The sequence below is a fragment of the Halogranum roseipondis genome (genome assembly GCF_059695585.1).
Genome location: NZ_JBUEED010000003.1, coordinates 13,632 through 26,633, shown reverse-complemented (window position 1 = coordinate 26,633; position 13,002 = coordinate 13,632). Strand labels below are relative to the sequence as shown.

Here is a 13,002-nt window from a genome sequence, read left to right as displayed (position 1 = left end):
TCGAGGCCTCGCGTTCGGCGCGTCGGAAGGGGGGACCGTCACAATCCCTTCTGACGCCGACGTCGAGGTCGCGGGACCGACGTTCCTCACGCAGTCGGGGCTCTCTTTCGGGCCGCTCGAACTCTCGACTCGATCGGGAGAGACAGCCAAGATCTCGTACCTCCGCTATTGGCCCGAAGCGCCCTCCTTTCTCGACCGCCTTCGAGACCGCATTGATGGACTCTTCGCGACGGCGGCGCTCGGCGCTGCGGCGGCACACCCCGAGAGCGACGACCGACAGCGCGACGACGATTTCTCGCTCACCCGGCGAGAGATGCTCGTCATGACTGGTGCGGTCGCTGGTCCGGCGTTGCTCGCTGGAGAGGCGGCGGCACAGTCAGACGAGCTGCGGTTCGTCGAGTTCGACCTCGCCGAAAACCCGGCCGGTCTCTCACTAGAAATCACTGATGCAGTGTCTGACGTGCTCGACGAACCGACACAGTATCACGTCTCGGTCGGCGGCGTGTCTGTCTCTGAGTTCGCGGAAGAGAACTCTCTCGGATACATCCCTCCCAATTTTACTGGGCGTGTTATCGTATCAACTGACGATGAAACACCGCTCACCTCGAAGATACGCGGCTACTTCGGGAAAGAGGAGGTTGAGAACACACTCGCTTTCGACTCGCCGAAGATAACGAACGACAACTCAGGTGCTGAGGTTATCCTCTCTTCGGAGCGTGCGGTCGTCGCGCCCGTCAAATCGGCTGGACACTCAGAGACGATCGTCACGGTTGGTGAGATGAGCATCCCGCACCAGGAGGAACTTGACGAAGACGACACGTCTCATGTCGGTTACTACTACGTCAACGACAGCTCGCAGTTCATCTACGTCGTTGGAACCGACCCTCCAGACGGCGACGAGATACATATTCGGACGTACGTATCGCGGTTAGACGAAATTCGGGACGATGCAGGGAGGTTGATTCAATAATGGCTGAAGACACTAACGCACGAATCACAGACCCGGAGACGGGTGAGGTATTCATGGACGCGGAGGGCCGCGTCCGATCAAACGTTGACAACAAGCACACAAAATCCGAGAAGGTGACGCTCGGAGGCACGACTCGAACAACGTGGCCCACTTCTGGTGGTGCTAGCCAGATTGATGTCTTTGCAATAGGTGGACAGAGTAATGCTGTCGGGACAGGTGACTCAACAACATCCCCGGATGTGATTGGTGACACTGCATATGAATATCTCTCTGACGACAGTTTAGTGAAGCTTGATGACCCTCTCGAGAAGGGAGATGGGAGCGCATGGCCCGCGTTTGCGAAGGAGTATTATCGTCGAACTGGGCGAAAATCTGTCTATTTCCAAGCAGCGCAAGGTGGATCAAGCCAGACTACGGAGGCTGAGGGGTCTTACGGAACTTGGGACACTACTGGAACACTCCGAGACGACCTCGTGACAAAACTTGATAACGCCATCTCATATCTCAACGCACAAGGTTATTCGCCAAATTTCCGCGGTATCCTCTGGCACCAAGGAGAGCAGGACGCACAAGAGTTCGATGCTGGGAACGTGACCCAAAGTCAGTACATTGACGCGTTCAAAACGATGGTCGATTATTTCGATGGGCAGTTCCCCACTGACTGGAATCTCTACTTATTCCAATTGGGGATGCCGGATACGGGAGATACTACCGGATTCGAGACAATCCGCCAAGCCCAAGAAACGGTCGCTTACGACAGAAATATCGTCAAGTTTGTGTCCGGGATTCAGAAGAGTTTCCCGGCGCGAGGGTGGCATAGGAACGATCTACACTATAACCAAATCGGGCTTGATGCGATGGGTGTTGAAGGTGCGAGCCGCGTGTCTAACGACCTCTCGCAGGCACCGAATGGCTTCACAAAAGCATACCAATCTGCTTCACAGTCGCTCGCGGATGCAACTTTTGAGACAGTGACAATCGACACTGTTGATTCCTCAGACCCGGCACTCTCCCTCTCCTCAAATACCTTAGTCGTAAATAGAGCAGGAATCTACCAAATCTCTGCGCGCGTCTCTGTTGAGAACCTCACCAGCTCGGATCGTCAAACAAGCCGCCTGAAAATAAACGGCACTTCCGAAGATTACGATGAAGCAGTTGGTAACGGAACGCTGTCAGCGACTGAGCATAACTTTGTCTTCAGATTGAGTTATGGCGACTCGATTTCTCTGGAGGCATTCCAGTCGTCTGGTGGATCTCAGACTACGCGAGCAGCCAAAACTCGAACTTATTTGAGCGCAGCGTTCATCCGAGACTAGTCTTATCTATCATCTGGCAGAACACTTCAAAACTAATCACCCGAGTCACAACTCAACGATAAAATGACAATAGATACGACAGACAACAAGACTAGCCAAGCGCGCAAGTTCACAACGATTCTTCTCTGTGCCTTCGTAATTTTAAGTGCAGTCCCGGCTGTGGGGGCGATGACTGGAACAACGAGCTCTGGTACCTTCATGGCACTTTCCTCGATCACCTGGGACGCAACGTATGATTTTGAAAACCAATCTGCGGATGCAGGAACACCAGATGGATTCGATCTTGAACAAGGCCCGGCCGACGTCAATGTTTCAACCTTCCGTGCCGCATCCGGTTCTCAAGCTGTTAGTTTCTCACACAATGCCGACACTGCGGTTCACATCTCGCCATCTGATTACCCGATTGAGGATCAGATGATAGCAACTGCACAGGTGTCTTCATATTCGACAGATCACTATTCTGACCGAATTGATACGTCTATCCTACAATTAGTAGACTCCTCTTCTAATACATGGGTCCGTATGTTTCTCCAAGAAGAATCTGAAACATCAGACCAGCATCAACTCATATATCAGGTAATCGAAGACGGAACAGTCACACAAGAAACCGTGATTAGGGATGGAGATCCGTTTAATGATGAATGGACTGATTTCAGACTGGATGCTCACTACGGAAACGATACTGCAACGGTAAAATGGGACTCTCCAAGCACTGGTGACGGTTCCTCTTCGGCTTTCTCAATTCCATCTGGCTTCACCGCTGACGATGTTGTCATCGGATCGTCATCTCACACGAGCATGGACGACCTCCGCATCAAAACAGAGCCACTTGAATCACCAACTGTTTCCGGAACCGTTACTACCCAAAACGGCGACCCTGTCGCGAACACAACCGTCGTCGGCTACGCGGCCGTCACGGACCAATCTCTCCAGAAACAACGCCAGGACCTTGAGAACCTCGCGAACCAGATCCCGAACGTCTGGCGCGAAGAGGGCGCTGGCGCGACGCTCACCGGAGAAGGCGGCGAGTGGACGAAAGACGGCGTCACCAGCTACGTCGCCACCCACCCACGCGACTCAATCGCGAGTGAGGCACCGTGGATCGACAACGCCAACCTCCGGAACCCGCTCATCGACCTCCCGGCCAACGAGGAGTTTGTCGTGAGCGCGTGGGACGCGGACGCATCGGGCGTCGGGGTCAACTCGTGCATCCCGGCCGTCTCAAACGAGTACAACTGCCAACTTCCCGGCAAATCCAAACAAGAGTCGACGATCGTCGTCGAGAAAATCGGGCCGGGCGGGGACGTCACCCTGAACAACACCATCACGCTCGACAAGCAGGCGGGCGGTGGCTTCGGCGACCCGGACACGTTCAGCTACAACACCCTGTCGCTTTCACCCGGATTCTACTACATCCACGAGCGCGGAGCTCCCAGAGGCGTCCCGCGGAAGGTCGGCGACTCGACGTCAATCATCGACGCGTACGAACAGGACGTCGACGACCAACTCTCGAAGCGCGCGAACGAAGTACAGGACGCCATCCAGAACAACCGCATCGAGCGCGTGACGGCCACCACCGACGAGAACGGCAACTACCAACTCGACGTTCCGACGAACACCAAAGTCGTCACCGTCCAAGCGTACCACGCGCCGGGCCTCCAGCGTCTCTACGACATGGACCCGCGAAACATCACGCAACAGGACATGCGCGAGACGTACGATGGGGCGCTCACGACCTCGCTCGAGGACCGAACGCAGACACAACGCGAACTCCTGAACTCCTCAGTGTACTTCCCGAGTGTCACGAAAACAGCCCAACCACCGGCCAAGAACGTCGATATTCGGATGTACGAACTCTCGGCACCACCGGGGTCGAACGTCACGGCCCTCCAGGGCGAACTCGAGCGACTGCGTGAGGCACTCCTGAACGGGTCGTTCAGCGACCTCCCGCCTGCACTCCAGCAGAACATCGAAGAACTCTCGCGCGAGCGCACGGAGGAACTCTACGAGCAACTTGACGAACAACGCCAGAGAAACGAACGCCTGAACGACCGCACGCTTGAACTCATCGAAGAGCGACTCGGCGAGGGCGCGTCGGGGTCTGTCGACGTCAACGAAACCTCGATTGAGGACCTCCGCGCACGCATCCAGGCGCAACAGCAGGCCATGACGGAGTTGCGCAACAGCATCGAAGCGGGCGACTCCGTCGTCGAGCGTGGCGAGAACACGATCTCCTACGAACGACCGTTCTCCACAGCCCTCTCGCCGGAGGACGTCGTGGTCATCGCTCACTACAGCAACGGCACGTCTCGCACTGTCAACGACTCGTACGTGAGCATCGACAATTCTCTGTCGAACATCGCCGGCTTCGGCGAGTCATCCGTCCAAGTCACGGACTACCCACTCGGCGAAGGCGACGCCGCCGCTGTTGAATTTGAGATACGGGTCGCGAACGAGGACGGCCTCGGGAGCGCCCGCGAGACGATTCAGAACCCGACGTTCGACGGGAAGGTGCCGACACTCGACTCGATTAGTGTGTCGTCACTCCAACCCGGTCCCGACGACCGCGTGACTGTGCGCGCTAACCCGAGTGAGGATTCGTCGTTCCGCTCGGTCACAGGCGCACAAGTCTTCGCTCCTGACGGGAGCGAGGTCGCGACGTCGAACATCACGAACGGCAACGAACTCAACTTCTCGACGAAGGGACAGGGCGCTCACACCGTCCGACTTACCCTCGAGGACGTCGACGGCAATCAGTTCGTCGAGACGTTCCGAATCGGCGCTGGCAACACCAACCAACCCCGGCCCGCCTCGGTTAGAGCCACGGAAGGCCCACTCGGGACGGTCGCAATTGTCGGCGACGGGCTCGACGGCGGCGACGTCGACGTCACCGACGACGGTGTGAGTATCACTGCTCAGATTGGACAGAGCGACGACGTACCCACAGAGGTCCACGTCTACAGCGAATCTCTCTCGTCACCACCAGACGAGACAGTCAACGTGCGCGTCGTGCGCGGGGATGCACGCGAGTCGGTCAAGCAGCACGTTCGTGTGGTCAGTCACCAGAAATCGCTGTCTGAATCGGCGATTGTCTACTGGAACGACGACCGGCCCATCACGACCGACGGGTCGACGCGCTACGGCGAGGTCGTCAAGAACGCCGACTCGACGAGCATCCGGACCTACACCGGCGCGAACGGGCAGGTCTCGATCCGGACTATCAACTCTCCCGGTATCATCGACCGCGTGGAGTATCAGGTTCGGACGTACACGGCCAACATCGACGTGCCGTTCGTCGGCACGATCGTGACGCCGACGCCGAACGTCCCAATCGTCTCACCGGCTGTCACAGCGGGTACGGGGGTCTGAACCAATGTCTCGAAAGTTATTCACCCAACTGGTAGTCGCATCACTCGTCGTCTCGACCTGCCTCGCGCCGGTCGCGGTCGCACAATCCACCCCGTCGCCGTACGACGACAAGCTCTCGCCGGTCGTCGCCGAGATGGACACGTTCGTCGGCTACGACGTCTCGGACGTGACGACCTACGACGGCAAACCTGGATTTTACTTGAAATATGAGGACGGGCGGTACTCGAGTGTCGAGACGTGGGTCAACGGATCTACTGAGCGCGACCTCATCGCCCACGATAACGACTCGAATCGGGTACTCGTCGCGGCGAGCGCCCCGGAGGTGCTCGGTGGCTTCCACTTCGCTGAGTCTAACCGCTTCGGTGGCCTCTCGGTCCCGTCGCTCGCTGACGGTCTCCAGACGCGGAGCTACGTCGTGAGCATCGACGCCGCACAAACGGTCTCGTCGCCCGACCCGATTCGGACGCTCGACCGCGCGAGCAGCTACGAGAAACCGCGCTTCTCGTCGTTCGTTCGCGACGGGTCGTTCACGAGTGAGGGCGTCGCGTATAGCGAGGACACCACGGAAGCGACACTCGCGGACGTCAAGACGGCAATCAACGCCGACGGCGTCGAGGCGGACGGCACGGGCGTCACGGTCGCCGTTATCGACAACGGTCTCAACGTCCAGAACGGGTCGGACCCGCTCTACCAGGACCGCATCGTCGCGCCGTACAACGCCATCACCGAAGAAGAGGGATTCGACGCCCCGTCGACCTCGGGCGACCACGGCCCGTGGGTGGCCGGAGCTATCGCCGCCGACCCGGACACGAACACGACCGGCGAAGCGTACGAGGGCGTCGCTCCGAACGCGACGGTCATGCCCATCAAAGCACTCTCCGACTCGGGAAGCGGGAGTACGCAGGATATCGTCGAAGGGATTGAACACGCACGCACGAACGACGCCGATATCATCTCGATGAGTCTCGGGTCGACGACCTACTCCGCGACGATCGCCAACGAGCTCGAGGAGTACCTCGAAGAGGGCGGCACGGGCGTGTTCATCGCCGTCGGGAACTCCCGACAGCAGCCTGGACACCTCCGGTACATCGCCTCTCCCGCGGACGTCCCTGAACCGGGCGTCGTCGCCGTCGCCGCGACGAACACCTCGGCACCGGACACCGCTCGAAGCGCGTACTTCAGCAACGTCGGCCCAGACTCGGGGGTCTCGGACCTCAGCAACGGAGTCACAAACGGCCAGTCTCCGGACACGGCAGCGCCCGGCATGAACATCTCCGTGGCGACGTACTCCGAGAGTGGCTTCCGCGAGAACGTCACGCTCTCGGGAACCAGTATGTCGACGCCGGTCGTCGCTGGAGTGGGTGCGCTCATGCTCGAGGAGAACCCGCAACTCCGCAACGAGTCGGCGGCCTTCGCCGGCTGGATGGGAAACACCAGCGCGCCGATGCAGCACGCCGGAACGACTGAAGTCGGCAACGGCATGGTCGACGCACAGAACGCGACGACGCTCACCGCCAACGAGCAGTCCCAAGATGGGGTCCGAAACGACGACGCCGAAGCGCGCGACCTTGCGAACGACGCCTACTCGGGGAGTCGGACGGTTCGCTTCTTGCTGTCGCTCGTCGGGGAGGGCCAGAGCGCATGACCACGACTCGGCGGGCGTTCCTCGCGACCGTGGGCGCGACCGCGCTCGGTGTGTCGTCGACGTCGACGGCGTCGGCACAGTCTAGCCTACTCGAAGAGGAAACCCCCGAGCACGTCCGGCGCTCCTACGACGAGGATCTCCTCAAACGCTACCAACCACTCATGGTCACGCGCGACCTCGGGTCGAACACTCCGACGGCGCTCTACAGTTACGTTTCGAGAAGCCCGGAGTACGAGCATACCATTCTCAGCTATTGGGCCGAGTATCCGTACCAAGACGGGGTCTCGCCGCTGAGCGGAGGTCTTTCGGACTCACATTTTGGGGACCACGAGCCCGCGATCGTCGCCGTCGACGAGGAAAAAGACGAATTCGTGGAAATCGTCTACTCGGGGTATCACTGGATGGCTGCCGGCACGGAAGCCCCGCCGGTCGCCGAGGACGAAACGGGCGTCCACCCCCTGCTCCACGTCGTCGACCCCTGGCATCATTACGTCCAAACTCCAGAGGAGGGCGTCGCGGTCGACCTCGAGCACCTCTCCGACGATCGCCTTCAAGGCTGGTTAGATAACGGGTGGGATGAACACATTCACATCCGCTCACTCACCGTCCCGTGGGTGATGACCGGCCGCGACGGCCGGTCGGATTGGTGGCAGGACGACGTCGGGTCGTTCTCCTTCGAGGCGTGGCTTCGGCGGATGTATCTCCGGATCGGCTGGTACGGTGCCGACGACGTCGACGACGACGAGCTTCGGGATTGGGAGTGAGAGAAGCCAGCAGACAATTTTTAAGTAGTTAAATGATGAGTCTAACACAGAAGCTCGGCGTTCGGGCGGGAGTACCGCGTCGTCGTCGGCGTCTCGGAACAATCGGCCGGGGCACCGAGGGCGACAGGGAAACCTCGCATGGGGATGGGAGGTCCGAACGGCGTCGAGAAACGCATAGACAGGGGTCTCTCCTGTACGTGCGTTAGTTCCGCTGAATAGCCTCCGAGACACCTTACTCAACCGCACACACTCACACCCATGTCAACACAATACTCTCAGAGCGATAGCACACGCTCTCGAACTAGCACAATCCCGACAAGCATCGACTACGAGCGGCTGTTCTCACAACTCCGGACAACTGTCGAACAGACGGACTCGTTCGACAACGCGTGGGAAACCCAGTATCTCGAACCACAGCTCGGGCGCTATCGCGAGGTCATCCAGACTGTCCACGAGCAGCATCCGGGCGGGGAGATCCTCGACGTCGGGGCCGTTCCGTGCCACGTCACGTGGTGTCTCTCTGAGATTGGCTACGACGTGACTGGGATCGACCTCGCACCAGACCGCTCACACGAACTGGCTGAAGCGGGCAACTTCGACGTCGAACAGTGCGATATCGAACGTGACGACCTCCCCGTCGCCGACGACTCCGTGGGAACGGTCGTCTTCTCGGAAGTCTTCGAGCACCTCCGATTAGACCCGCGACGCGTCCTTTCGGAACTCCACCGCGTACTCCGCGACGACGGTCGACTCGTGCTTACCACGCCGAATCTCTACCGACTCGGCGCGCTCGTTCGGTTCGCACAGGGCGATGGGTTCGATAACGCCCACCGGCAGTGGCAGAAACTCGACGACCGCGGACACATGGGTCACGTCCGACTCTACTCGCGCGGACAGATCGAAGAGTTCTGTCGCGAGGCGGGCTTTTCCATCGCCGAGTCGCGGTACTCGGCGTTCGGGCAGTCGGCCCATCGGTTCGGCCCGCTTATCGACGCGACGTATCGGGTGGCCCCGTGGCTCCGGCCGTATCAAGTGGTGGTGGCCGAACCGTGATTCACTACCGTTTCCAAGGAGGAGGGATGCCACCGCCACCTGCGGTCCCGCCACCGTTCGGCTACGGGTGAGTGAGTATCTCGCCCTCTCCGCGCTTTTCAGTCCGACCCGTGCACCGATTTCTGACTGACCTATCACGACTCAACTACGATTCAAATGTTCAACAACACGATTAGCGGCAAGCAACTCTTGCTCGTCGTCGCTGCTGTCATGACCATGACGGCCGCCGTCCCCATGACGGGGATGGCAGCGACCGCGAGCGTCGACACCGAAACGGCCAACACAACCACCACCTCCGACTGGACCGACGGCGCTGTCGTCAGCGGCTTCAACGCCTCGGCAGACAACAACTCGTACGTCGAAGTGAGCTTCGACGCAGCACCCGAAGGCGAGGCGCGCATGGCAGTCCTTGACCCGTCCACCGCCACTTCCAACGCCGACATGGAGGCGGTCTACACCAACTCCTCGGCGGTAACGACGAACGCCACGTCGAACAACTACGCGTGGAACATCAGCCACGACGAACTCAACGAGGTTCCGGTCACGGCCTCGGCGAACAACACTGTCACCGTCAAGGTCTGGGACTCGGGCGACGAAGCGAACGCGACGTACTTCGACCTCTACCTTGAGGCGACCGACGAGCGCACCGTGCTGCACTACGGTGACGCTGACGTCGAATCGGAGGACACCGTCGAAATCACCGAGAAGAATCCGTTCCTCGGCGATTACTTCGACCGCTACGACGTTGACGCCGCCTCGATCGAAGAGGATAACGTCGGCATCTCGGGTACGAACACGACCGTGACGACCGTCTTCGACAACGACTCGCTCTCGAGCGCCTACGCTGAGTCTGCCTCGAGCGACGCTGAGGACGGCGAGTTCCTCCCGCTCATGAGTTTCACCGCCAACTCCGGTGACATTTTCGTCCCGGTGTACCTCAACTCGGCACCCGATGACATGCCGGACTACCTCGACGACAACGCCTACGGCGTCTACGACGAGTCGGCGAACACGCTGACCGTCCACCCGAACGCCGACGAGGATCTCGACGGCGAGACCGAACTCGATATCTCCTCGAGCGGTAACTCGGGACTCGGCTTCTTCGACACCGCGTCGAACCTGAACGACCTCGGCGCGTCGTTCACTGACGCTTACACGTCGAGCGCCGGCGCTCTGTCGCTGGCGTAGAGTAGCAACTCGACTAACCACTGGTTGGTTGTTCCTTCTCACAACCACACCCCTGTCCCGCCACTGGCGTGCACAAGCACCCGTTCGATTCGGGTGGCGGGCTTTCGGGTGGCGACCTACCGCCGACGCAGTGCTCCCTATTGGCCTCGGTTCAAATCCGGGTGGGAGCTTCCCAAGCGGACCCACATTCATGACACGACTCAAAAACACGCTGCTCATCGCAGTGCTCCTTGTGGCGACGGTCTCGTTACCTGCCCAATCAGCCGTCGCACAAGAGGATTCGAGCATCTGGGATGGCTTCACGAGCGACGACGAAGAGGACGCGGCGGGCGGGATCGCCTGCTTCATCCCGGGCGACGAGGTTACGTTCGCCGACTGCAACCGTGACGTCTTCGAGGGCGTCTCGGCGACGGTCGACCGCGGCCAGTATCTCGGCTCTCGCGCGCTGTCGTTCGACTCGGACGAGGACGACCGCGAGCAGGCCGACGAGTACGCCACGGATCTGGCAAAGACGTACAACAGCAACTCCGACGAAATCGAGACCTACGTGAACGCACGCTTCTCGGGGAACGCATCTGAGTACAACGTCGTCCGCCTTGATTTCGCCGTCAACGACGGGGAAGCGACGCGGTATCTCGTCGCCGACGTCACTGAGAACGACACCTTCGCGAACTCCTCTGTCGTCGAGGAGACCGACCGCCCGGTTGACTACACGGTCTCGGTGCAGGACTTCGCCGCAGACCAAGCGGCCGACGAACTTGACCGATTCGTCACCGAGTACGTCGACGAGGACCGTGATATCGACCGCTCGCTCATCGTTCGGATGGGCAACCGCTATGTCGACAACATCGACGTTCCGGAGGGTCTCCTGCCATGAGTGTCACCGCCAACTGGTCGTCTGAACCCGTTACATTCGCGACACAGGCGTTACTCGTGACGTTCGGGACTGGAACGCCCCAAGAGCAGATGGTCTACTCGGTCGTCCTCGCGACGATCGCGTACGTAACGACCCTACTGAGCTTCGGCGCGACGGCCGTCTTCTTGGTGCTGTTCGCCGGGACGTTCCTCGTCGGTCTCACCCGTCTACTGTGGGGGATGGTCCGATGAGGATACCGACCCCGATCCCGCGGTCGGTCGCGCGCTGGTTCATGAGCCTCCTGCGCGGTGGACTGTTCGATATCTTGTGGTTCGTTTTCATCACGGCTATCATCGTCAGCCTCGCGTACCTGCTCGCCCAGCTCGGCGTCGTCGGCGCTGTCATCGCGTCGGTGCTCATCGGGTCGCTCATCAACGACAACGTCCGGGCGTTCGTCCGCGACGTCTACACGCGCAACTTCTGGGGGGTCAAGATTTGAAACGAGTGTCTGTCGCTGTGCTCCTGGTTGTCGCGACAATCGCCGCTGTCGTTTCCCCTGTTTCGGCGGATTCAGTGACGACGGTCGACGCCGACCACGATCTCACCACGCGAGACAGCATCGACACCTACGAAGAGGAGGGGGTTGTTTCGGCGACGAAACTCACACCCGATATGCGTCTCACAGTCGCCGAGAACCACGACGACGTCAGCCTCGATGGGTGGCACTGGGACCGCAACCGCCGCTACCTTCGCGTGCAGTACAACGAGTCCATCCAGCGGACGGTTCGCGTGTTCATCCCGAGCGAATACTGGTTCCCGTTCGCCTCGAATGTCGACTCCTTCGAGGGCGATAGCACGGCAGAGTTCCGCATCACCGACGACGGTCGATACACGTCGGTGACGATCCGCTTCGACGGCAAGACTGACGCTGTGTTCCCCGTCGAGAAACTTGGAAGCGGCTATTTCTGGGCGAAAGACGAGGCGAGTCGGGCGACTGAGAACATGACGGGATACGAACCGCCGCGTATCGGATCTGGTGGCGAGTGGCACTACGTCCCTGACTCGGCGCTGAACGGAAGCGCCTCGTACCCAATCAACGCGAGCTCGGGCGCGACCGTCCAGTACGACACCGACACCGGGAACGGAGAGGAGACGTGGCTTTCGGTGCCCAAGTGCGACGGTGGCAGTGCCCCGGTGTGCATCTACACCAAGAGCGGCGACGAGGGCAAGGAGTACGTCCTCTCGCGGACGACCGACGCCCCGCCTGTCCGGTATAAGATGGGCGAGGACCCTGTCGAAGAGGCAAAGAGCGGGTGGGCCGACCTCCAGTTGATCCCGTCGAAGCTCCTCGACGATATCAAAGGCATGTTCGGAGGTGAATCAGCAGCATGAACCCACCAACGACCGGGAAAGGCGCTGTTATGACCGTCGCGACTATCGCGTTCTTGTTCGTGGTCGTCTACGCGACCGGCCCGGCGACGCTCGTCGTCGGCGCGATCTTCATCGCCGCCGTCGCGACGGTGCTGTTCTATCTGGGCGTCAACATCGACCGGATTCTGCGAGAGTTGTTCTAAGAGGTATCACAATGGCAACAGAAATCATACTCATACTGTCCAGCATTGCCGGCGCGCTCGTCCTCGCGGTGAAGTTCCCCGAGTTCACGAGTCGCTGGTTCGCACGAATCGCCAAAGCACGCATGGCTGTGTTCACCGTGGCACTCTTTTTCATCGGGTTGTTCCTCGTTTCGAGTGGAATGTTCGGCCTTATGGTCCTCGGAATGGGGACGCTTGCACTGCTGACGCTCGGTCTCGGCGAAGAGCTCGGACTCTTCGGATGGTGAT

13 protein-coding genes are annotated in these 13,002 nt (G+C 59.9%); all 13 read left to right on the top strand.

Annotation, left to right across the window (positions count from 1 at the left end; genetic code table 11):
- Positions 1 to 322: 322 nt before the first annotated feature.
- The 13 genes from EOHIBHHM_RS19255 (at position 323) to EOHIBHHM_RS19195 (ending at position 13,001) form a co-directional block, all read left to right on the top strand.
- Positions 323 to 970, top strand: coding sequence for a hypothetical protein (locus EOHIBHHM_RS19255; protein ID WP_497257313.1), 648 nt, complete (start codon positions 323 to 325; stop codon positions 968 to 970).
- Positions 970 to 2,286: a sialate O-acetylesterase gene (locus EOHIBHHM_RS19250; RefSeq protein WP_497257311.1), complete on the top strand. Its 1,317-nt coding sequence runs from the start codon at positions 970 to 972 to the stop codon at positions 2,284 to 2,286. The genes EOHIBHHM_RS19255 and EOHIBHHM_RS19250 overlap by 1 nt, the downstream gene beginning before the upstream one ends.
- Before the next feature lie 798 nt (positions 2,287 to 3,084).
- The gene (locus EOHIBHHM_RS19245; RefSeq protein ID WP_497257309.1) at positions 3,085 to 5,655 is read left to right on the top strand and encodes a hypothetical protein; all 2,571 of its coding nucleotides are present in this window, start codon (positions 3,085 to 3,087) and stop codon (positions 5,653 to 5,655) included.
- A gap of 4 nt (positions 5,656 to 5,659) precedes the next feature.
- Positions 5,660 to 7,300 carry a S8 family peptidase gene (locus EOHIBHHM_RS19240; protein WP_497257307.1) on the top strand — a complete coding sequence of 547 codons (1,641 nt, stop codon included), beginning with the start codon at positions 5,660 to 5,662 and terminating at the stop codon, positions 7,298 to 7,300.
- Positions 7,297 to 8,064 carry a hypothetical protein gene (locus EOHIBHHM_RS19235; protein WP_497257305.1) on the top strand — a complete coding sequence of 256 codons (768 nt, stop codon included), beginning with the start codon at positions 7,297 to 7,299 and terminating at the stop codon, positions 8,062 to 8,064. The genes EOHIBHHM_RS19240 and EOHIBHHM_RS19235 overlap by 4 nt, the downstream gene beginning before the upstream one ends.
- Before the next feature lie 258 nt (positions 8,065 to 8,322).
- Entirely contained in the window at positions 8,323 to 9,117 is a 795-nt protein-coding gene (locus tag EOHIBHHM_RS19230; RefSeq protein WP_497257303.1) for a class I SAM-dependent methyltransferase, read from the top strand.
- Positions 9,118 to 9,273: 156 nt separating this feature from the next.
- A complete protein-coding gene (locus EOHIBHHM_RS19225; protein ID WP_497257301.1) occupies positions 9,274 to 10,305 on the top strand; it encodes a hypothetical protein in 1,032 nt (343 codons plus the stop codon).
- A gap of 190 nt (positions 10,306 to 10,495) precedes the next feature.
- Positions 10,496 to 11,182 (top strand): hypothetical protein, encoded by a 687-nt coding sequence (locus EOHIBHHM_RS19220; RefSeq protein ID WP_497257299.1) that lies wholly within the window; start codon positions 10,496 to 10,498, stop codon positions 11,180 to 11,182.
- Positions 11,179 to 11,412: a hypothetical protein gene (locus EOHIBHHM_RS19215; RefSeq protein WP_497257297.1), complete on the top strand. Its 234-nt coding sequence runs from the start codon at positions 11,179 to 11,181 to the stop codon at positions 11,410 to 11,412. The genes EOHIBHHM_RS19220 and EOHIBHHM_RS19215 overlap by 4 nt, the downstream gene beginning before the upstream one ends.
- Positions 11,413 to 11,453: 41 nt before the next feature.
- Positions 11,454 to 11,660 (top strand): hypothetical protein, encoded by a 207-nt coding sequence (locus EOHIBHHM_RS19210; RefSeq protein WP_497257295.1) that lies wholly within the window; start codon positions 11,454 to 11,456, stop codon positions 11,658 to 11,660.
- A gap of 74 nt (positions 11,661 to 11,734) precedes the next feature.
- Positions 11,735 to 12,553: a hypothetical protein gene (locus EOHIBHHM_RS19205; protein ID WP_497257293.1), complete on the top strand. Its 819-nt coding sequence runs from the start codon at positions 11,735 to 11,737 to the stop codon at positions 12,551 to 12,553.
- Positions 12,550 to 12,735: a hypothetical protein gene (locus tag EOHIBHHM_RS19200; RefSeq protein WP_497257292.1), complete on the top strand. Its 186-nt coding sequence runs from the start codon at positions 12,550 to 12,552 to the stop codon at positions 12,733 to 12,735. Before EOHIBHHM_RS19205 ends, EOHIBHHM_RS19200 begins: the two co-directional genes overlap by 4 nt.
- Positions 12,736 to 12,746: 11 nt before the next feature.
- Positions 12,747 to 13,001 carry a hypothetical protein gene (locus tag EOHIBHHM_RS19195; protein ID WP_497257291.1) on the top strand — a complete coding sequence of 85 codons (255 nt, stop codon included), beginning with the start codon at positions 12,747 to 12,749 and terminating at the stop codon, positions 12,999 to 13,001.
- Position 13,002 lies beyond the last annotated feature (1 nt).

Excerpts from the sequence above, each read along its gene's own strand:
- EOHIBHHM_RS19255 (WP_497257313.1), top strand. The coding sequence starts at position 323 with ATGACTGGTGCGGTCGCTGGTCCGGCGTTGCTCGCTGGAGAGGCGGCG.
- EOHIBHHM_RS19250 (WP_497257311.1), top strand. The coding sequence starts at position 970 with ATGGCTGAAGACACTAACGCACGAATCACAGACCCGGAGACGGGTGAG.
- EOHIBHHM_RS19245 (WP_497257309.1), top strand. The coding sequence starts at position 3,085 with ATGGACGACCTCCGCATCAAAACAGAGCCACTTGAATCACCAACTGTT.
- EOHIBHHM_RS19240 (WP_497257307.1), top strand. The coding sequence starts at position 5,660 with ATGTCTCGAAAGTTATTCACCCAACTGGTAGTCGCATCACTCGTCGTC.
- EOHIBHHM_RS19235 (WP_497257305.1), top strand. The coding sequence starts at position 7,297 with ATGACCACGACTCGGCGGGCGTTCCTCGCGACCGTGGGCGCGACCGCG.
- EOHIBHHM_RS19230 (WP_497257303.1), top strand. The coding sequence starts at position 8,323 with ATGTCAACACAATACTCTCAGAGCGATAGCACACGCTCTCGAACTAGC.
- EOHIBHHM_RS19225 (WP_497257301.1), top strand. The coding sequence starts at position 9,274 with ATGTTCAACAACACGATTAGCGGCAAGCAACTCTTGCTCGTCGTCGCT.
- EOHIBHHM_RS19220 (WP_497257299.1), top strand. The coding sequence starts at position 10,496 with ATGACACGACTCAAAAACACGCTGCTCATCGCAGTGCTCCTTGTGGCG.
- EOHIBHHM_RS19215 (WP_497257297.1), top strand. The coding sequence starts at position 11,179 with ATGAGTGTCACCGCCAACTGGTCGTCTGAACCCGTTACATTCGCGACA.
- EOHIBHHM_RS19210 (WP_497257295.1), top strand. The coding sequence starts at position 11,454 with ATGAGCCTCCTGCGCGGTGGACTGTTCGATATCTTGTGGTTCGTTTTC.
- EOHIBHHM_RS19200 (WP_497257292.1), top strand. The coding sequence starts at position 12,550 with ATGAACCCACCAACGACCGGGAAAGGCGCTGTTATGACCGTCGCGACT.
- EOHIBHHM_RS19195 (WP_497257291.1), top strand. The coding sequence starts at position 12,747 with ATGGCAACAGAAATCATACTCATACTGTCCAGCATTGCCGGCGCGCTC.